We start from the raw sequence: 20,131 nt of genomic DNA on the forward strand, positions 1-20,131 counted from the left end.
CCCAGATCGGCGGCGCGCCAAATTCCGACCGCGCCGCTGATCAATAAAATTAAAGATGAACCCTTTGGAACGACTTCAACACCTTGCAGTTAGCCGGCTCGTACCCATCGGCAAGCTGGTGCCATTGCTCACGCGTACCCAATCAAAGTTGACGGACGCTGGGGGCTGGCCATTGGAGCGACAAATGTGGAGAATTCTAATGCGGTTTGATTATTTGTTGAAGCAGGCGAGCGGCTCACTGGCCCTCGCGACATTGGTAGCGGTGACCGCACCCGCAATGGCTGAGGATTGGCCAGGGGTACTGGAGACCAAATCAATCGCCGAAGAGGGTTATGTCTACGGCCTGCCGATCGTCATGAATTATGCGATCATGTACGATTATGCGATCGATCGGGAATCCGGGCAGTTTAAAGCACCCTTCAATCAGATTAAGAATGAAGCTCGTGTCTATACCTACAAGGATACGACGATCATAAGCCCTAACAGCGACACGCCGTACTCGGTCGCGTCGCTCGATCTGCGCGCTGAGCCAGTTGTCCTTTCGGTACCTGCGGTCGAGAGAAATCGCTATTACTCAGTCCAACTGATCGACGGCAACACCTACAACTACGGCTACATCGGCAGCCGCGCGACGGGCAATGACGCCGGCGACTACATGGTCGTCGGTCCGGATTGGACGGGGGAGACGCCCGCCGGCATCAAGAAGGTGTTCCGGTCGTCGACGCAATTCTCTTTCGTTATCTATCGCACCCAGCTTTTTGGTCCCGATGACATGCCAAATGTCGAAAAGGTTCAGGCCGGCTACAAGGTGAGCACGCTCTCGGCATACCAGGGCAAGCCGGCCCCGGCGGCAGCCCCGGCCCTCGATTTTCCGAAGGTGGACAAGGAGCTCGTCAAGACCAACTTCTTCGAGTATCTGGATTTTGTCCTGCAATTCTCCCCTGCCACTCCCGCCGAGGCAGAAATTCGCGCCAAGCTCGCCAGGATCGGTGTCGGACCGGGCAAGTCGTTCCAGTTCAAGGATCTGCCGCTTGGTCACAGGATCGAAATCGCGCTTGGCATGCGCGATGGCGCCGAAAAGGTGAAGGAATATCTCGGGCAGAAGCTTTTCAAGGCGAATGGCTGGTCGGTGAGCGATTTGTGGGGGGACGCCGCCTTTATCGATGGCGATTGGATCAAGCGCGCAGCCGGTGCTTCAGCGGGCATATACGGGAACGATGCGGCTGAAGCGGTCTATATCCTCGGAAGGAACACCGCCAATGGCGACGAGCTCGACGGCAGCAAGCACGACTACACGCTGACATTTGCCGCCGGCGCGTTGCCGCCGGTCAACTCGTTCTGGTCGGTGACGATGTATGACGGCAAGACCCAGCTTCTGATCGAGAACCCGATCAACCGCTACCTCATCAACTCGCCGATGCTGTCGGGCATGAAGAAGAATGCTGATGGGTCGTTGACCCTCTACATTCAGAAAGACTCGCCCGGAACGGAGAAGGAGCCGAACTGGCTGCCGGCGCCGGACGGGCCAATCTATCTGGCATTGCGCATGTACTGGCCGAACACCGAGGACCCATCCATTCTGCCGGTCGGCAAAGGCACCTGGCAGCCGCCGGCGCTCGAAGTGGCGCAATAGCGGCTGTGAATATGTCGAAACGTGGCGCTGAATAAAGCGCCACGAGCACACTGATGAACAGGCCATGAGAACAATCGGGTTCAGACGGTTCCCGGAAAAGGCTGGAACGTCGTCCTGCGCCTCTACGGACCTTTGGAATCTTGGTTCGACACGTCCTGGAAGCCAGGCGAGATCCAACTCACAGAGTAAGACAACGTTTTCTCGTTTCGACCACTGAAGCTATAGATCTGGTGAAGACATGTTGACACGCGTTTTGATTGCGACCGCAATTCTTGTTGGCTCATCAGCTTCGGGCTCCGCTGAAGATGTCGATCTGGCCAAGAAGCTTTCCAACCCCGTTGCGGCACTGATCAGTGTGCCGTTGCAATGGAATTACGACCAGGGGATCGGTCCATCGGATGGCAACAAGATGACGTTGAACATCCAGCCGGTCATCCCGATTACGCTGAACGAACATTGGAACCTTATTTCCCGAACGATCGTTCCGGTGGCCTGGCAGCATGATATTGCGGGTAACTCGGGTACCCAGTTCGGATTGGGCGATACCACACAAAGCCTGTTCGTTTCTCCTCAGGCTCCCGGCCCCGGCGGCCTTATTTGGGGCGTGGGGCCGGTTTTGTTGCTACCGACTGGCACCGACGACTTGCTGAGCTCGAAGAAATGGGGCGCAGGTCCTACGGGCGTCGTGCTTCACCAAAGTGGCCCATGGACAGTTGGTGCTCTCGCCAATCACGTCTGGTCGTTTGCAGGTGATGAAAACCGGAGCGATGTGAATTCGACCTTCATCCAGCCCTTTGTGTCTTACACCACCAAGGACGCCTGGACATTCACCTTGAATTCGGAGTCCACCTACGATTGGGTTTCCGATGAATGGTCGATCCCCATCAACGCAATGGTTTCAAAACTCGTCACGATCGACAAGCAGCCGATCAGCTTTCAGGCGGGGGTTCGCTACTACGCAGCAAGTTCGAGCAATGGACCCGAGGGACTAGGGGCTCGGGCAGCGGTGACGTTCCTCTTCCCCAAATAGTCGGTTGTTTTAGAGCTGGCGCAGTGTGCACTCCTGCCAAAGTCCGCAAATACGCAAATGGCTCATGGCTCATGGCTCAATCGATTTAATTCAAAACGTAAGGAAAATCGCGAATGCGGATTGATCGGATCAGGGCGTTTACACTCGCAATTGCGGTCTACACCAGCCCACTGGAAGTTCAAGCTGCCGACATTGCCGATACCACAGATGCGGTAAAGCCTTCTCAAGTCACCGAGGGTAGCAATTGGGAAGTCCAGACAACGCTTTATCTCTGGGCGACCGCGCTTGAAGGATCGCTGGGTATTGGCAATCTGCCAGACGCCAATCTCGATGTTACTTTTTCCGACATCCTGCAAAACCTTGACGGGGCAGTCATGGGTGACATTCTCGTTCGCAAAGGCGAATGGATGTTTCTGGGCGACATCGTCTGGGCGAACCTCTCCGACAAGGTGAGTTTGAATGTCGCCAATTCGCCGACGCTGAAATACGATCAACAGCTCCTGATCCTGTCCGCCATTGGCGGCTACGAACTGCCGCTGAATATCGACGTACTTGATTTGAGTGTCACGGCCGGCGTGCGCTATCAGCAGCTGTCTTCACAGACGACATTGCAGTCAGGAACGTTCCCGATCAGCGCCAACCGCGACCGCACGGAAGACTGGATCGATCCGATTTTCGGTCTGGCGCTGCAATACGACATCAACAATCGCTGGCAAATCAATGGACTGACCGATATCGGCGGTTTCGGGGTTGGATCACAACTTACCGCCCAGGGATTTCTTGCCGCCAGCTACAATTGGAACGACAAGGTTTCTACCGCGCTCGGCTATCGGGCCATCTACACCAATTACGAGTCCGGTAAGGGATCGAGCACGTTCGACTACGAAGGAACGCTGCACGGCCCGTTCATGAGCCTCGGCATCCATTTTTGATTGATGGGATATAAAACTTTCACCTGCGCCGGGTTGGGAAGCTGGCCGCTTTCGAAGCTCTGCGTCATATGAGGAGGAGTGAAGCATGGGTATCGGCAAGTTAAACAGACGCGAAGCCATCCTTGCGACTGGGCTCGTCGCTGCGAGTTCGGCGATGTCGCCGGCAATCGCCGCCGAGGAAGAAGCCGAACTGCTTTTTGTACAGAATAGTGGCGGTGTCAAATTGTCAGCCGGTAAGCTGACCCTTACGGGCACAAGTGCAAAAACCCTGTATTTTTCCGACCGTCCGGAACGCATCGTTGGGCGTGTGACGACAAAGGAATTTGTCGATCACTGGGCAACCGGAGACGACAGCTTCAAGCAGGACCCACCCAATGCGGTTTTGACCGCAGAAAATGGCGGAGATGCGGTCGAGGTAACGCTGGTGCTCAAGAATCCGACGCTAGAGGGCAGCAACCTGGTTTACGAGGTAGAGGTCCTGGATGGGCCGACAGAAGTTTCAGGCTCCTGGGCATCACTCTTCATTGACCTGATTGGAGCACCACTTACGCCCCTGTCTTACGCAGGTGTTGCACGCAGGACTGGGCGCAGAACCGCAAGACGGATCATGTGGCGATAGCGGCTGGCAGAGGCGTTGGGTTCGATTGTCGGCAAAGTTTGTCTTGTCAGCAAATAACCAAATCAAAAACATCCCAATGGAAAGTTCAATGAGTACACTTCTTAGATTTGCCGGCGTGGCCATTTCACCTTCACCTGGGAAAACGGAAGCCCTTAAGGCGCGGCAAATCGAGACGCTCAAACATCTCAACGACCTACCAAGTCCACGCGGTAGCTACAAGTTGGCAATGCCGTCACGACACGCAAGTCGTGACGCCGGTCTGGCAGGCAGACTAGCTGAAGGGACGCTTGCCCGCCTGCCAGAAAGTCATCACCGGGCCAGACCTACCGAGTCAAACTACCGGCGATGAGCGACACTTCGTCGGTCGAGATATAGGGCGTGTGCTCGCAGAGCTCGCCCGCTGCCGTTGGCACACAGGCCTCGCCGCCGTCCTGGTTGAGGCCGAGCTTTTTCATGTTGCCGGCTGGATCGAAGGCGGTGAACCAGGCATTGATCTTGCCTTGCGGAGTCATGCCCGGTTGGGAAATCCGCCAGCCGAAGGGCAAGGTGCCGGAGAGTTTCGGCGTTGAAACCTCGAACGGGCAGGGCATCTGGGTCTCGCATGGCGTCATCGGCGGAATGCTGGCTGATCCTGACGCTGCAAGCGACGCGCCAATTTCCGGAAGGCCTTTGCCCTGAGTCAAGGCGTGAATGATTTCCGCCGGAACGATTTCGCCGCCGTTCTCCGCTGTCTTCTGCAAGATCGTGCTTAGGCCCTTCATCGCCTCAGCTGCTGCCGGGTCTTGTGCTGCGAGTAAGCCCGCTTGGCCGCGCAGGGCCGCAGGCAGATCCGGTGCAGAAGCGGTGCCAGTTGCGGCCGCTGATTGCGTTGCAAGGCCGGGAATGTGGACCAGCGACTTGGTAATCATGGCGACGTCAGCTTCTGGCGCATCGGTGCCGGTGAGGAACCGGCAGAAACGGCCAGCCTTGACGTCCTGGCAGGGGCCGTTGCTCTCCAGCCATTGCGAGGGGTTGAGGACATAGGTGTCCGGCACTTCCATCGGGCTGAAGAAGGTGATCACTGGCGTTCCGTTCTGCGCACCGCCCAACGTACCGCCGAAGGCCGGTTTGTCCGTGTACCAGCCAACTGGCAACACGAATGCGAGGCCTGTCACCGGATCTGTAATAGGGCAGGGGAAGGGCCCCTCGCAGAAGTAGCCGATGTCGCTTTCCGAAAGCACCTGGTCCGGTCCATGGGTCGGATCGGGATCTCCCGCCAGCGGGATCGGCGAGGCAGGTGTCTGGTGCTGTGTAGCTGCATTCTGCTGGCCTACCGGTTGCACCTGTCCGCCCGGTGTCGCAGCGCCTTCTTCATAGCTGCCTGCACCGGCGCCGACTGTCAGCGGCATGCGGGTGGCGATGGCGCTATCGCCGTCTCGGTCGGCTACCAGGTAGACGATCTCATAGGCGCCCGGCTCGCCCGGTGCGGCGATCGGATTGGCCTTGCCATACTCGTTGTCAAAGAGGTCGCGGACATAGCGGCTCTGGTCCCAGCTATAAAGGGCGCCGTCCTTCCAGATCTCGACCCGGTCATTGGTTCCAAGGCCGCCGGTCATGGTGACCGGGAGCATCGCGCCAGGTTCTGCCGTCTCCGGGGCATTCAAGGTCACGGCAGGTTGCAACTGGGTGCTGAACGCAAAACTTTGCAGCGCGCTGGCAAGGTCGCTCTCACCATATCGATGGAAGGCAACGACATAGCTGCCCGCATCCGGCGGCAGGTTGAGCTGGCCGACGCGCGCGCCCTTGCTGCCATCCTGCATCGACCAAGTCAGCGCCTGATTGAGATCCGTTGTTCCTGCGGGAAGGAGCGACAACACGAAATCGGCCCCGCCGACCGCCAGTCCCTCGTTGGTGATTTCATAGGGAAAGGCTGCCTGCGATCCGGCAAGATAAGGCCCGCGCGGCGGCAGGACGACGCTCGGCATCGGCCCGGTGAAAGGGACATAAAGCGTGCGATTGTCTCCGGCGACGATGGTGGCTTCCATCTCACCATTGCCCTTGTCTCCGGCATCGGCCGTCAGCAGCCAGGCGCCTTCTGCAAGTTCAACGGGAAGGGCACTGTCACTTTCAAAGTCAAGTTCACCGAACTCGACGTTTTGGCCACTGGTCGTATGTATACCGCGAAAGGCAACCTTGTTCGGCCGACCGGAAATGTCAGCAGCAATTGTCAGGTTGATGGCAGCTTTGCCCGGGGCCTCGGCTTCGCGAGTTACCGGTTCGGTAACGCGGACCAGCGCATCGGCAAGCTCTGCTCCCGATTGCGGCGCCAGCACCATGCCGCCGGTGGTCTCGGCGATGCAGGAAATCTGGCGCACCTCGCCCTCGGTGAGCCCGAAGCCGACCACATGGGCGCGGACCGGAATGCCTTCCTGCGCAAGGCTTGCGGCCACTGCGCAAGGATCAAGGCCGCAGGTCTCAAGCCCGTCGGTGACCAGAACGATGTCGGCCTCTTCGGATGTCTTGGGGATCAATGTTGCGGCGCGGCGCAGCGAACCCGCCAGCGGAGTCTTGCCGCGCGGGCTGAGCCCATTCAGGCGGCTGCCAAGCGAGGCCGGATCCTGAACACCCACCGGAGAAATGGTCTCGATGTCCTGACAGTCGCCCTTGCGATTGTGGCCATAGGCGATGACGCCGAGCGGGCGGCTGCCATCGCGGCTGCGCAGGTAATCTCCGAGAACGTCGCGGGCAACCTCGATGCGGCTGCGACCCTCGGGCAGCTGCGCCCACATGGACCCGGAGGCATCGAGAATGAGGATGGTCGCCCGGTCCGCTGCCTGGGCTGAAGACGGGACGAGAGAAAAAGCGGAACTTGCAACTAGCAAAGAGGTGGCAACCGCGAGGCGCGGCAGGGACAGGGGCATCGTGCACTCCGGAACTGTGATAGGGCTTTGAAACAGGGTGATGTGTTGAAAATCGCTTTGCTTAAAGACAGTGTCGACTTTTCCGTGTTCGGATATATCTTTCAATCTATTGATTTCCATAGGTAAGGTTTGCGCCGTGCATGCAGCAGCGCTTGAGGATTTCGTCGAAACCATCAGCAGGGAGGTTGCTCCGGACGCGCTCTGGCAGTCGACGCTTGCCTTCCTCGCCGATGCGGGTTTCGACAAGGTGTTGCGGGTACGCGCCGGAGTATCCGGCGTCACGGTCCGGACAACGCTCAGCGACGGCTTTCAGACCTTTTACTGGGAGAACGGGTATCAGAAGGATGACCCATTTCTCAGACATTGCATGACCTCGCCGGTGGCTGTTGCCACGGGTGCTGACTATCTCGATCGCTATGACTATCTGAACGAGCGCAGCCGGCGGCTCATCCTGAGCGCCGCAGAGGATGGCTTCCGGGCGGGCTTTTCAGTTGTCGCTCCAGTGCCGGAACAAAGGCGCGCGCTTGGCTGGAACATCGGCTCGTCGCTGAGACGTGCCGAGGTCGAGCGTATTCGGCAGGAGCGAGAACCGCTGATCCGACTGGCGCTGGTGGCGGTGCAGAACCGGCTTGATGGCCCTGAAGCCGTCCGGGCTAGTCTCACACCCCGCGAGCTGGAGTGCCTGTCGCTCATAGCCAGTGGCCTGCGCGTCAAGGCAATCGCGGCAGAGCTTGGAATTCAGCCGGTTACCGTCGAATTGCATCTCGGCAACGCCCGCAAAAAACTAGGCGCCGCCACCCGAGAACACGCCGTGGCGCTTGCGTTCGGCAGCCGCTGACCCATGGGTGTTTTCTGGAAATGTATGAAACCTCCGACCCAGGTTGATGGTGCCGGAAAATCGCTCATACTCCAAAATTTTTCCCATTTCTTCCCTGCCTGCACAATGTACCTTACACGGACGGAAAGCTTGTTGTGGAGACCTGTTGGTGGCGTCGCCTTAACTGTCAATCGGCATTGAATGTTGACCCCACGACGCTCAGCAACGATCCCATCGCATAGTTCTGGCCGTCGACATAGAAGTTGGCCCCGCGCTCATAGTACCAGGGCTCCACGGCGTAGTCGCAGAACATTAGGATCAGCATGTAGCGCTTGTCCATGACGTGGGTGACGCACTTGTAGCTCTGCAGCAGATCGCGCAACAGCGCCAGCAGATGCGGTCGGTTGTTAGGGCGCCGCGACAGTGCACGGTATTTCAACTCCGGGGCTTGGCGGCGCGGAAAGTGTTCCTTGATCAGGAGGGCGGCGTCCTCGTCGCTAATCGCGATCGCTGCGGCACCTTGGAGACGCTGCTGAGGGATGAGTAGGTCGAACCCAGTGTAGCCGCTTTCGTCGATCCGGAAACATTCCATGGTCACCCCTCCCGTTCGCCGCTCATATATAGGGCCGCATCATGGATGACACCGAATGATCATCGCCGGCTGCCGAAGATGTCAACCACCGCGATATCGTAGTGGCTGCTTCCCATCAATCCCCGTCAAAGCTGACCTGGCAACTGTTTCCGCTTCCGGACACTTCAATTGTGAAAGCGGACACACGTGGCAACGCAGCATCAATGATCAGATGAGGTAACCATTGGTGTTATGTATTAGGGGGGCGAAGATCAGTCTTGACCTTCAATGCGAGATGGCAGACCTGGTAAAGTCCACTTGTTGGGCAAATGTCTATTTCCCTGCATTTAGTGTCGACCCACAGCTTCACCGATATGAAATTGGTAGTTCAATAAGAAGGCCTCGGCTCCCGCGGCTTCATTAAAAATCGACCGCCTTTTCAGTTGGGCATGTCCACGATGGAAACCCCCGGAATACTTTTGCGAGCGAGTTCCACCAGATGTACGTGGTGGGTAAAGATGATCGCCTGCCCGCTGCGCCCGATTTCGGCACAGAGATGCAATGCAGCGGCAGCGCGGGTGTCATCAAAGGTTTCAAGGATATCGTCCAGGATCATAGGCAGGGGACCCGGATCGCGTGCAAAGCTGCGATACCCGGCAAGGCGCAAGGCAAAATACAGCTGACCCATGGTTCCGGTAGACATACTCTCGACCGGAACAGCATTGCCATCCGTTTTGACGCCGACCAGCTTTTCACCCTCGGTCTGACTCCAGACCTCCACTTTTTCCCAGTCCTGAGACGTCATTGCTACAAAGGCTTCCTCTACATCCTGAAGCATTGTGCTGCGTCGTTCGGCGGCCAGGCGTTTCAATGCACCGCGCGCCGCCAAAACTCCGAGCTGTGCGACGGCCGCCCGGCGCGCTCCGTTTCGCAACTCTTCGAGGATTGTGGCCTGTTCTGTGATAAAATCGCTGTTGTCAGCGGCATTGTAGGCCTCGCGATAGAGGCGGTCTTTTTCAAAGGACTCGTCGCGAGCCCGGTCGCGGGCTTCTTGCGCGTCGTCAAGCTCCTGCTGAAGTTCTGCTTCTCGCGTCGCATCCGGTAGGCGGGTCAACTCCTCGTCGAAGAGCTCTCCGTCAACACTGTCGCGGGTTTCGTTTCGATGCTTATCCGCATCGCTGTGCTTAGCTCGCAAACCATCGCGTTTGGATAGAAGTGAAGCCCGCTCCATCGGAAGCAGGTCGGTACCACCTTGCCCCTCAAACAGTTTGTCCAACTGGCTTTGCGCCTCATCGCGCGCGTCAATGGCACGCTTCCGGCTTTGGCTCTCCTCTGCAAGGCGTTCTTCTTCACGTCCTCTCAGACGATCAGCTTCAGCGGCTTTGGACACGCGTGTTCGGGCACGATCGATTATGAGAAGCGGGTTGTCTTCCGGATCGAGGGACTCTTGAAGAGTTTCAGCCAGTCGGGTCGTACTCTGGCCCAGGGTCTGCACTGCGCGTTCAAGCGCTTCGACGCGTCCTGCCAGGCTTTTATACTCTGTGTGAAGCTGCTGCAGTGTGCGCAGGTGCGACAATGCCGTCTTTATGCCGGAGGCCGTACGATCAGGCAGGGGTAAAGCGGCGGTGAGAGTTTCCAGTCGGGTTATCGCTGCGTTCTTTTTCGTCTCGGCTTGCGAGACGGCTTTTTCGTACTCGGAAATGCCTTGTTCGCCTCGACGCCATTTCTCCCATGCCTGGCGTACACTGTCCTGAAGGGCGAGAGCTTTATGGACCCGTGCCGGAAGGTCACTTTCTTCGCCTTTGATCTCGACCAGTCGTGCGGCAACTGACAGATCCTTGAGGGCTTCCTTTTGACGTTTTGAAAGCGCAGCCACTGCCTTCTCGGCATTCGCAACCTCAGCCGCGATCTCAGAGGCTGTCAGAAGGGTGGAATATCTCTCGGTAAAGGAAGCCGGTCCGGCATCCGGCGAAAGGCCTAGGGCTTCAGTGTTTGAGGCAATCCGCTTCGACAAGGTATCGCGTTTCTCGATCAGCTTTTCGAGCTTGGCCTTTGTGGTGTCGCGTACGGCTCGTGTTGTGTTTTCAAGCGCGCGGGAGTTGGCCAGTTTCTGGCGTGCCTCTGTGCCCATCAGAAAATTCGTGCGGGCGCCATCATCGGCGTACATGGCGTCCTCGAAACGGTTTGCCGTTTCGTCGGAGAGAGCGCTGCGATGCGACTGCCAGGCGGCGTCGCGCAGGCGACGTGTCTCTTCGGTCGCAGCAGCATCAATTGACGAGGGTTCACCTTCGTCTGCTTCCCGCTTTGCGCGGGCAGCTTTGTATTCGGCTTCGCGGGTCTCGAAATCCGCTGAGGCAGAGGCAATGTCAGAGGTTAGGGTGCTCCATTCCCGCAAAATGTCATCGAGTGTTTCGCGAGCGGGAAGACCGTTTTCGATAAGCTTCGGCCAGGAGGTGGGCAGACCGGACACCGCTTTCGCAAGCCGGGCGTTTTCCGCTTCAAGGGCTTGTTCTGACAGAGATAGATCTGCGACCTTCTGCCAGGCACCAAACGCCACCTGCAGCTCAGATAAGTCCTGCGGCTCAGGTGGCGCGTCACCCAGTTGCTCACGAGCCGTTTTCAGGACGTCCCTCGCTGCCTTCAACTCAGCTTCGGTGGTTTGGCAGGCCTGCGCCGCATTCGCCAGAGATTCCAGGTCTTCGGTGGGTAATGCCAACGATGCAGCGGGCACATCAGGGACCCGTAACGTTGCTTGGGCCTTTTCCATCTGGCGGACTACGTCATCCCGCTCGCCGGTTCGCTTTTCCAGGTCGGATCTGGCCGTGTCAGCGCGCGAGGTCAGGGAGGCTCCGTCAATTTTCACCTGGTCCAGCTTTGCCAGTTCCACCGCAAGATTTGCAGCAACAGGATCGGCTTCGTTGGCAGCGATCACCTCTACATGCCGGGCGATCCTCCCGTCGGCTTCTTCGATGCGGGAGGTCTTTTCCGATATGGTCGTAACAAGAGCCGCGATCTGTTCGAGCGTTCCTGGCTTCAGATCGGGTCCATCAGGAAATCGGCTAAGCGCTTCGTCCGTCTCGCGCATATCTTCAGTCCGGTCATACCAGACTTGGGCCGCCTTACCTGCAGCCTGTCGTTTTCGGGCTTGAGCGAGAGCGGCATCCGCATCGTTGTATGCCTTTTGAGCTGTATCCCGGTCTTTCCGAAGCGCGCGCTCTCGCTCCGGTGTCAGGCGATCAACTCGCATCGCGCGTCCGATCTCCGCCAATCGGTCCTTACCCGTTTTGAGGGAGGTGCTTCGCCCCCCTTTTTTGTGAAACTGCTCGGCGCGCGCAGTCATTTCCCTGAGGGTATCTGCCATATTGGTCAGCCCCGAAACGCCAGCGTGCAAGAGCTGTCCCAGGTCGCCCTTCGCACCCGCGATCCGTTCACCGCCTTCACGGAGCCCTTTGTCGTTCAGTGAAAAGCGTTCGACATAGTCATCCAACCCCAGTCCGTGGAGTGCGCTCGACAGAATGGCGTCTTCCACCGGACGATCCTGATCGTCGAGTAGAGATTGGGTACGTTTGCCGTTTCGGCGCAAGATCGTCGCCCCGCGCCCCGGTATGCCCAGCTCCGCGCCCACCAGAAGATCGTTGCGTTCGAATTTGAAAGCATACGGGTGTGCGCCCGCCTTCATACCGAAGAGAAGTTCCAGGAATCCGTGGAATGCCGTCGATTTTCCCGATTCATTTGGTCCATAGATCACGGTCACGTCCGGATTTCCCTCGGCGGGGCGAGGAAGCACGATCTCTGCACCGTCAAAGCGGCCGTAGCGGATGAGATTAAGCCGGTTCAGTCTCATTCCGCGGCTCCCGCGTGAAGAGACAGCGTGACTTCATTGATGGCCTCTTCCAGAAGAGCATCCAGAGCTTTCTCTGTTAGCTCGTCAGTGATCTCGCGAGGCAATGCGGTCCTGAGTTCCTCAAGGGCTTGTTTGCTGGCAAGCTGGAAACCCGGTTCGTTCAGCTCTTCCCGCATCAGGCGCACCAGGTCATCCGCCTTTGAGTTGTCCTTTAGCTCTGGGGGAGCCACTTTTACCTTGTCCAGAAAGACGCGGTCGATGTTCTCCAGTACCTCATCGGCCAGAGAGGTTAGCTCTTCGGTTGTATGGTGCCCTGTGGTCACACGCAGGCGTACAGCGGTATCATGTTCGGGATGTTGCAAACCTTGAAGTCCCGTTCGCAGTTCCCGCAGGACTTCCGGAACATCGGAGCATTCGTTCAGGTCCAGCGGGCATTCCGCGAACGCCAGTTTCCCGACCTCGTACCTTTCGATTGTGGGCGCGTCGTCCCCCAGCTCGACAAGCGCGACGGTACCACCCGTCCGTTCGCCGAAATGGCGTGGCTGAGGTATGCCCGGCATAACCGCAAGAACCGAATCTGATGTGTGCTCGAAGGGCGCATGGATATGTCCGAGGCACCAAAGATCATAGCCGTGAGCCATTAGATCCTTTTCGGAGCAAGGCGCGTAGGGGTCGTGTCCGGGCGAGCCATCAAGTGAAGTGTGCATCAACCCGATGTTTTTCCGACCCTGTACTGGCGCGGGATAATCCGGCAGGAAACTTTTTGAAACGTGCGCTGCGTCGAATGACAGACCATGGAACCATACGTCTCTGATCTCTACGCTCGGTGATCCCTTGTGCAGCAGATGGATCATGGGGCCAAGGTCGCCATGGGCACCGTGATCCAAGAGTGCATCGTGGTTTCCACGGATCAGCATCGTAGGAATATTGGCATCAGCGGCCCGCGTCAGCTGTGCCAGGAGAAAAGCGCAGGTTTTCAGGTCTGGCTGGTCTTTGTCGAAAATGTCCCCGGCAAGAACGAGTGCATCCACACTCTCCGATATGGCCAAGTCGACCGTGCGGATAAAAGCGTTACGGGTTGCCTGCTTCAGCCGGTCGCCCAGCTCGGGGTTGCGCATCGCTGCAGAGCGGATAGGCGAACCAAGATGAATGTCAGCTGAGGCGAGAAGGCGCATAAAACTCTGATTTTCTCCCGAAAGTCTTTCTGCAGGCTACTGGTCTTTCGCAAGCAGCGATAGGGTGCAGATCAGTTCTTGTCCACGCGAAATTTAGTAAACTACTAATACCAGATTATCGTGAAATTCCGCTAACTAACTATCGTCGCCCCGACCGGCAAGGGAAAACCAAAGATAGTAATTTTTAGATTGTGCTGTATCGGTATTTCAACCGCGATGGCATTTAGTATACTCGAGCGCAAGGGGAAGGCACACGCGTAAATGTGGATGAGGCGCTAGGGAATGGCTATAATCGAAACGATAAAGTCGCTAACCGGCGTTGGGGTCCTGGCTGACAAGAATGCCAAAGAAGACATGCCGCCATTTCGCCGATTTAATCTCGTTTACGGTTTTAATGGGGCTGGCAAGAGCACGTTGTCGAGGGTCTTTGCCTGCCTAGAGGCGGGCAAACATCAAGAAGACCTGCCTTCAGGTTGCAGCTTCGAGATTGCGCTTGATGACGGCGTAACGTTCAAGGCACCAAACACGCTAACCGGCCTTGAGAACCGCATCTGCGTCTTCAATGAGGACTTCATCGCGCGGAATCTGCGATGGCAGGAGGGCCGCGCATCTTCGATCTTCTATATCAGTGAAGCGCAGTCAGATCTTGCGGCCGAACGCCGTACGACCCAGCAGACACTCGCTGAAAAGCAACGGTCACTGGAGGCAGAAAAAAAGATTGCTAGCGAGCGTGAAAAGTCGCTGAAGACCTTCCGCACCGAGCGAGCCAAATTGATAGCAAGATCGCTAAATCTGGGCAACCGCAGGTACGAGGCCGGACAGCTGGTGAAGGATTATGAAAAGCTGCCATATGACAAGAGTTCAAGGTTGGAGAAAGAAGCCCTTGATGCGCTTGAGAAAGTAACCGGCCTTTCGGCGCCGCCACCTCAACTGGAAGCCATCGCCATCGACGTTGATGGTGTTCGCAAAACGGTGGAAGGCGCCCGGCACTTCGCGGAACTGAGTATCGGGACGGTGGTGCTGGACGAGATGGAAAATCACCCTTCGATGGTTCCCTGGCTGAAGACCGGCCTAGATTATCATAGCGCGAACAGTCTTGAGACCTGTCTGCTTTGCGGCAACCCGATCAGCGATGCTCGGAAGCAGAAACTCGCTCAGGCGCTGGACGACCGCCTCTCGAAGCTGCTTTCAGACTTGAAAGACGCGAACGTGAGGGCATCGACTCTTCTGACCGGAATCAGATCCGCTGCGGGCAGCTGGCCCAAGACGGCGGAACTCGAACTTCAGCTTCAAGAACGATATGCTGATGCTCGCCGGCACACTGACAGCTCCCTGAAAAAACTTGTCCCTCTTATCGAGGAAACGTCCCGAATTTTATCCGCCCGCTTGGAGCAGCCAACCATCACTGTGACGCATAATCTGCTCGGCCCCGACGAGATCACTGCAGAGTGCAAAGCCGTGGAAGAGGCCGTCGAAGTCCAAAATGCCGTTATCCGCGAGCATAACGAAGCGTCCACGAATTTTTCCAAACGCCAGGACGATGCCCGCGAGGCAATCAAGAAGCACTATCTAGCCGACGGGCACGACGAGTACACCGCGCTCACGAAGACGCTTGAGGAAGCGAATGGACGAGTCGGCTCTTTGACAGAAGAGCTCGGTGAGCTGGAAGGCCATATTGCTGAACTAAGCGCCAAGGTGCGAACCCATGGCCCTGCAGCCGACCAGATTACGAAGCTTGTGCGTGCCTACCTCGGCCACGGCGAGTTGACGATATTCGCAGCCGAAGAGGGATATGAGCTGCACCGCCACAACAAGATTGTCAAAGGAGCACCTAGCGAAGGCGAGAAGACCGCTATCGCGCTTTGCTATTTCATCTCATCCCTGGAGGCCGACGGACGAGCGCTTAACGACCTTATCCTGGTCGTCGACGATCCCATCTCAAGCCTCGACACCAAGGCCATGAATTATGCCTGCTCACTAATTCGCTCGCGTCTGACCGGGGCAGTTCAGCTTTTCATACTAACCCACAATCAGCACTGCATGAACGAGTTCAAGAAAGCTTGGCGGAACCAAGCCAAGGCCGATCCTCCGACAGCCGCGCTGCTTTTCCTCGATGTTTCAATGCCCGAGGGCTCCGACGCCAGGAGCGCCCGCATTGTTAACCTGCCCTCACAACTATCGGCTTATGACTCCGAATACCACTTCCTGTGCCACAAGATGCTTCAATTCGAAGCGGCCGGCGTCGGATATTCTGATTACTGGTTCATGATGCCGAATGTAATCCGGCGGGTTCTGGACGTTTTTCTCGCCTTCAAGGTTCCGGGAAGCCATTCACTGGGGCAGAAGCTCGAAACACTGACGAAGAAGTACCCTGATATCGACGATGTCCGTATCAAGGCCTTGGACCGCTTGATCCAGGTGGAGTCACACTCAGACAGCCTTGATGATCTTGTCTCGCATTCCTCTATGACGATTGAGGAGACGCGTGACGCGAACGCCGCCCTTCTCGAGCTGATGGCGGCTGCCGATCCCGATCACACCGCAGCGATCCGCAAACAGTGTAAGGCCACGTGAGGAAAGCCGCTTGGTTAGATACGCCTATCAAATTGCCAATTTTACGCTTGTCTAAAGCAAGGGCGGTGACGACTACCACCCGTGCTCTGGCACGTCGTATGCAACGACGGGGAGCCCCGTTCTCATTCTCTTACCTGAGACCAAGCAAGTTCCGAATATGCTAATGCGCACGCTGGAGAGACGACTGGTCAATCGGTACTCTCATTAGTAGTCTTTGGGGCCGCAAAGCGGACGTTCACTGCGGTTTGAACGAAAGTCGGCTCGGGCCGGAAGCGTCGACGCATTCAGGGCTGACGAATGTCAGCTAACGTCAAACGGAGCACACTAGGCGCCAGTCCGGTCACAGCCCATAAGAGCCGTTTCATGACAGGGCGGTGCGCAGTCAGGTGGAACTGGCGGCAGCAACCTTGAACAGAAAAGCTATTCACCTGGCTAAAAAATTTAAAACTTGTTTATTTTCAATATCTTATAAAAAACGCGTAATGTTTATTATGGAACAATTTTTGATCATGTGGTCAAATTTCCGATTCTGGAAAATCGCTTACTCAAGTCTCCATTCATTGCATCTGCGAAGGCGGGTTGCCACTAGATGACGGCAATGCGGACGAAGCCGCCGTTCGCTTCAGCAGACTTAGTGACCGCTTTCCAAGAAAGGTGCGAACGGGACGCATCCTTGGCGAGTACTCTTTGGATTAATTTCTCAAACTCTGCGAGGGAATATGGTGATGCATTGCGCGCTTCCCATTCGAACGCATCTTCACAAGACCGGATCAGTCACAAAGCAGCACTAAACCTCCAATTGTGTTCTATGCGAATTTTCTTCTAACGGTTCTATTTCGATCTGACGTAGATAAGTTCTCGGGGCCGCTCCCATGGTTCTTCGGAAAGCAGCAGCGAACGCACTTTCCGAGCCGTATCCGACTTCGGTCGCGACCGTTGCGACGGACGAGCCCGGGACGCGCAGCCGTTCCACCGCCAGTAACATGCGCCACTTCGTAAGGTACTCAATGGGGGACTGACCCACGACAGCGCGAAACCTGACCGCGAAGGTCGTTCGCGACTGTGCGGCTACCGCGGCAAGGTCTTCGACCGTCCACGCCCGCGCGGGATCGGCGTGGATCGCGGCGATCGCGGGCATGATCTTGGGGTTCGTTAGGGACGAGAGCCATCCGGTCTGTTCGATGTCGCCTTGCGCCAGGGCGCTACGGATCACATGCACCAGAAGGACGTGCGACAGATGCGTGATGGTCAGGGCACCGCCGATCTGCGGATTGCGTAACTCGGCGGCGAGGCGCGACAGAAACCACGGGACGATCCCGTCGTCCGCACCGTGCCGAAGCACCAGAACAGGGGGCAGTGTGCCTAACAGCATCCGCGCGTTCGGCCCTGCGAGCAGGAACCGCGCGCCCGTCATGTAGAAGTCTTCGCCCTTCCCGTACCGGGCAGTTCCGCCGTGGCGTGACGGTGCGTAGATCGACCTCGCGTCAGCGGGACGGGTCGCTGCGCCCGACCACACCACGAAGGGCAGTCCGTGGGGCAAGATAACGCAATCCCCCGCCGTGAGAGCGACAGTGGGGCCGTCGTTCACGGACAGACTGCAACTACCCTCCACGATGCCGTTGCACTTCAATCCCTCGTGCGCTTCGAAGTAGATCGACCAGGTCCCGCCCGCGACAAGACCGGCTGCGACGCAATCGTGCGGACGCAGAAGCGACAGGATGTCTGACAATGGGTCCATGCGGAATTCCGAACGATTGCGACGGCTTTTGGAATGATGGCATATAGATCATTCGAAACGTACACAATATTCAGGGTCGAGGCAACGGCACGGGCAATCGTGAATGTACTGTCAATTTCGGACCCTCCGACCAGGATCCTGTCCGGAATGCATAGGTCGGCGCGAGCTTCTCGCCTGCTGAGCTGCCATGAAACCGAAATAAACTGGAAGTACCGCTATGATCCTCGTGACAACCCCAACCGGCGACATCGGTTCGCGTGTCCTGACGAAACTTCTGGAAGCCAAAGAAGATGTGCGCGTGATCACCCGAGACTCCTCTAAACTCTCCGACGACGTGAAAGGGGCTGTCGATGTCGTCGTGGGATCGCACGCTGATGAGGCCGTTATATGCAGTGCTCTTTACGGGGTGGATGCCGTGTTCTGGCTCCCGCCCGGCAGCCCTACCGACACAAACGCACATGCGGGCTATGTCGAGTTTTCCGAGGCTTTCGTTCGGGCGCTACCGGCTTCGTGCGTCAAGAACGTCGTCGGTGTTTCCGCGCTAGGAAGGGGATGGGAAAAGCCTGCGGGCCTCGTGTCGGCCAGCCTGGCGATGGACGAGGCGATCGCGAACACCGGCGTTGCTTACCGCGCGCTTGCCTGCGCATCGCTGATGGACAACCAGCTGCGTCAGTTGGAACCGATCCGGGAGGCAGGTACATTCTACGCGCCCCACCCCAGCGACCTGAAGCTGCCGCATGTCGCGAAGTCCGACGTGGCCGACGTCGCCGTGGGCTTACTGACCTCGCGGGACTGGCAGGGCTTCGAGGACGTTTCGCTGCTTGGACCCGAGGACATCACCTTCGAGGAGATGGGCCGCGTCATGTCGAACGTGCTGGGGCGCGAGATCACTTTCCAATCCATGCCCATCGAACAGTTCGAAGGAACGATGCAGTCGATTGGGACGAGCGAGGGCATGGTGCGCGACTACGCCAACATGATGATCGCGAAAAACGAAGGCATGGACCATATGCTGCCGGACGCCCCGCGCACGAACACACCGACGACGTTCCGACAGTGGTGCGAGAACGAGCTGAAACCTGCGTTGGTTGATACCTAATTTTTCAGCTTACGCTATGCACATAGAAAGAAGACCCTTTCAAAAACCTTGAACTACGAGCAACACGCGAAACTCTGTTGAATTTTGTCGTGTCTCTGTGTTGCTAACTTGAGACCCGACTTTGGCTGCGATGCAGAAGTTTGGTAAAGTGGGCTCCAAGCGGACTTGCGGCGCCACGGCATCCCGATCCTAACCTTGGCTGGTTCCTGGTCGACGCAAACGGCCCAGAGCATTCATAGGGCACCGTCTCAATGAATGGCGGCAGCGCGGGACGAAGTCGCCCTTCGCTGTTGAGGTGCGAAGGACGGCCTTGGATCGCGTTTCTACTTGTGAGAAGTGGCGCCCCGGTGGTTGTTCCGTGCTAAAGGAAACCCAGTTGCCACCTTGTGCGTGGCGTCAGTCGTGAAAAAACCGCGTTAGCAACTCTACAATCAGCTTCGGTGTTTCCATCAAAGCCAGGTGTGGCCCGTCAATCCAGTCGAGTGTGGTGCGGCCGATGCCATCCGCCAGAGCGATCGAGGCTTTGGGGTCAACCATCTGATCCTGCTGATTGCCAAGTACCAACGTATGAGCGCGAATATCTGCCAGATCGCTTGAGACATCGACTTGGAGATCGAGTTCTGCCTGCCGCGCGATACCTTGCCAGTTGCTGCTCGCCACCATTTCGGCAACGACCGACTCCATATCGTCTACTCCTGCGAGGAAGGCGCGGCTGAAGCCTGTCAACAGCATTAGCCGTGCGAGCGATGCCGGATCCCGCCGTGCAAGATCCGCCCAGTGCTGAAACTGCAACTGCGACCGAGGATCAGCTCCAGAGACAAAGCCACCGACTAGGATGAGCCGTTCGATCCTGGCTGGCTGGCGTACCGCAAGCCGAGCTGCGACAGCAGCACCGAGGGAGAAGCCCAACAGATCGAAGCTTTCGACGCCGGAATGGTCCACCGCAGCCAGCACTTGTCCGGCCAGCCGGTCCAGTGTTAGGGCCGTGGCGGGATCATCGGTCAGCCCGGCCCCTGCGTAATCTGGTCGGATTACCCTTCGGGCAGAAAGGTAGGGCATCAAGCCGGAAAAGTTCGCCTCACCGTCCCCTCCTGTCCCATGCACCAGCACCAGAGGCCGCCCCTCACCGTCGTCACGATAACCAACGCGGGCACCGTCATGCTGCAAATATTCGATTTTCGACATGAATCTGTTCTCCG

13 protein-coding genes are annotated in these 20,131 nt (G+C 57.5%); 7 read left to right on the top strand and 6 right to left on the bottom strand.

Annotated features, from left to right (window positions below):
• Positions 1-193: 193 nt before the first annotated feature.
• The 4 genes from SIAM614_RS26200 to SIAM614_RS26215 all read left to right on the top strand — a co-directional run bounded on the left by SIAM614_RS26200 (position 194) and on the right by SIAM614_RS26215 (position 4,214).
• Entirely contained in the window at positions 194-1,633 is a 1,440-nt protein-coding gene (locus tag SIAM614_RS26200; RefSeq protein ID WP_040441195.1) for a DUF1254 domain-containing protein, read from the top strand.
• Positions 1,634-1,871: 238 nt separating this feature from the next.
• On the top strand, positions 1,872-2,663 hold the full coding sequence (locus SIAM614_RS26205; protein WP_006939218.1) for a transporter: 792 nt from the start codon (positions 1,872-1,874) through the stop codon (positions 2,661-2,663).
• 113 nt (positions 2,664-2,776) lie between these two features.
• Positions 2,777-3,595, top strand: a complete 819-nt coding sequence (locus SIAM614_RS26210; protein ID WP_006939219.1) for a hypothetical protein — start codon at positions 2,777-2,779, stop codon at positions 3,593-3,595.
• A gap of 85 nt (positions 3,596-3,680) precedes the next feature.
• Positions 3,681-4,214, top strand: coding sequence for a hypothetical protein (locus SIAM614_RS26215; RefSeq protein WP_006939220.1), 534 nt, complete (start codon positions 3,681-3,683; stop codon positions 4,212-4,214).
• Positions 4,215-4,537: 323 nt separating this feature from the next.
• Here SIAM614_RS26215 and SIAM614_RS30895 read toward each other — a convergent pair whose 3' ends face one another.
• Positions 4,538-7,114, bottom strand: a complete 2,577-nt coding sequence (locus SIAM614_RS30895; RefSeq protein ID WP_006939221.1) for a vWA domain-containing protein — start codon at positions 7,112-7,114, stop codon at positions 4,538-4,540.
• 136 nt (positions 7,115-7,250) lie between these two features.
• On the opposite strand from SIAM614_RS30895, the gene SIAM614_RS32245 reads away from it, so the two are divergent.
• Positions 7,251-7,952 (top strand): helix-turn-helix transcriptional regulator, encoded by a 702-nt coding sequence (locus tag SIAM614_RS32245; RefSeq protein ID WP_006939223.1) that lies wholly within the window; start codon positions 7,251-7,253, stop codon positions 7,950-7,952.
• Between the two features lie 166 nt (positions 7,953-8,118).
• Here SIAM614_RS32245 and SIAM614_RS26230 read toward each other — a convergent pair whose 3' ends face one another.
• From SIAM614_RS26230 to SIAM614_RS26240, 3 genes are all read right to left on the bottom strand, one after another.
• Complete coding sequence (locus SIAM614_RS26230; protein WP_006939224.1) at positions 8,119-8,523, bottom strand: hypothetical protein; 405 nt, start codon at positions 8,521-8,523, stop codon at positions 8,119-8,121.
• 418 nt (positions 8,524-8,941) lie between these two features.
• Positions 8,942-12,346: an AAA family ATPase gene (locus SIAM614_RS26235; RefSeq protein ID WP_006939225.1), complete on the bottom strand. Its 3,405-nt coding sequence runs from the start codon at positions 12,344-12,346 to the stop codon at positions 8,942-8,944.
• Positions 12,343-13,521: a metallophosphoesterase family protein gene (locus SIAM614_RS26240; RefSeq protein ID WP_006939226.1), complete on the bottom strand. Its 1,179-nt coding sequence runs from the start codon at positions 13,519-13,521 to the stop codon at positions 12,343-12,345. Before SIAM614_RS26240 ends, SIAM614_RS26235 begins: the two co-directional genes overlap by 4 nt.
• A gap of 282 nt (positions 13,522-13,803) precedes the next feature.
• Between SIAM614_RS26240 and SIAM614_RS26245 the strand changes: the two genes are divergently transcribed.
• Positions 13,804-16,095: an AAA family ATPase gene (locus tag SIAM614_RS26245; RefSeq protein ID WP_006939227.1), complete on the top strand. Its 2,292-nt coding sequence runs from the start codon at positions 13,804-13,806 to the stop codon at positions 16,093-16,095.
• Positions 16,096-16,882: 787 nt separating this feature from the next.
• Here SIAM614_RS26245 and SIAM614_RS26250 read toward each other — a convergent pair.
• The gene (locus tag SIAM614_RS26250; RefSeq protein WP_006939228.1) at positions 16,883-17,833 is read right to left on the bottom strand and encodes an AraC family transcriptional regulator; all 951 of its coding nucleotides are present in this window, start codon (positions 17,831-17,833) and stop codon (positions 16,883-16,885) included.
• A 217-nt stretch (positions 17,834-18,050) separates the two neighbouring features.
• Here SIAM614_RS26250 and SIAM614_RS26255 point away from each other — a divergent pair, with 217 nt between their 5' ends.
• Positions 18,051-18,932 (top strand): NmrA family NAD(P)-binding protein, encoded by an 882-nt coding sequence (locus SIAM614_RS26255; RefSeq protein ID WP_006939229.1) that lies wholly within the window; start codon positions 18,051-18,053, stop codon positions 18,930-18,932.
• Positions 18,933-19,328: 396 nt separating this feature from the next.
• On the opposite strand, the gene SIAM614_RS26260 is transcribed toward SIAM614_RS26255, so the two are convergent.
• Entirely contained in the window at positions 19,329-20,117 is a 789-nt protein-coding gene (locus SIAM614_RS26260) for an alpha/beta fold hydrolase (RefSeq protein ID WP_040441210.1), read from the bottom strand.
• Between the last annotated feature and the right edge of the window lie 14 nt (positions 20,118-20,131).

This window comes from Roseibium aggregatum IAM 12614 (genome assembly GCF_000168975.1).
Taxonomy (GTDB): Bacteria; Pseudomonadota; Alphaproteobacteria; order Rhizobiales; family Stappiaceae; genus Roseibium; species Roseibium aggregatum.

Excerpts from the sequence above, each read along its gene's own strand:
- SIAM614_RS26205 (WP_006939218.1), top strand. The coding sequence starts at position 1,872 with ATGTTGACACGCGTTTTGATTGCGACCGCAATTCTTGTTGGCTCATCA.
- SIAM614_RS26210 (WP_006939219.1), top strand. The coding sequence starts at position 2,777 with ATGCGGATTGATCGGATCAGGGCGTTTACACTCGCAATTGCGGTCTAC.
- SIAM614_RS26215 (WP_006939220.1), top strand. The coding sequence starts at position 3,681 with ATGGGTATCGGCAAGTTAAACAGACGCGAAGCCATCCTTGCGACTGGG.
- SIAM614_RS30895 (WP_006939221.1), bottom strand. The coding sequence starts at position 7,114 with ATGCCCCTGTCCCTGCCGCGCCTCGCGGTTGCCACCTCTTTGCTAGTT.
- SIAM614_RS26230 (WP_006939224.1), bottom strand. The coding sequence starts at position 8,523 with ATGGAATGTTTCCGGATCGACGAAAGCGGCTACACTGGGTTCGACCTA.
- SIAM614_RS26235 (WP_006939225.1), bottom strand. The coding sequence starts at position 12,346 with ATGAGACTGAACCGGCTTAATCTCATCCGCTACGGCCGCTTTGACGGT.
- SIAM614_RS26240 (WP_006939226.1), bottom strand. The coding sequence starts at position 13,521 with ATGCGCCTTCTCGCCTCAGCTGACATTCATCTTGGTTCGCCTATCCGC.
- SIAM614_RS26245 (WP_006939227.1), top strand. The coding sequence starts at position 13,804 with ATGGCTATAATCGAAACGATAAAGTCGCTAACCGGCGTTGGGGTCCTG.
- SIAM614_RS26250 (WP_006939228.1), bottom strand. The coding sequence starts at position 17,833 with ATGGACCCATTGTCAGACATCCTGTCGCTTCTGCGTCCGCACGATTGC.
- SIAM614_RS26255 (WP_006939229.1), top strand. The coding sequence starts at position 18,051 with ATGATCCTCGTGACAACCCCAACCGGCGACATCGGTTCGCGTGTCCTG.
- SIAM614_RS26260 (WP_040441210.1), bottom strand. The coding sequence starts at position 20,117 with ATGTCGAAAATCGAATATTTGCAGCATGACGGTGCCCGCGTTGGTTAT.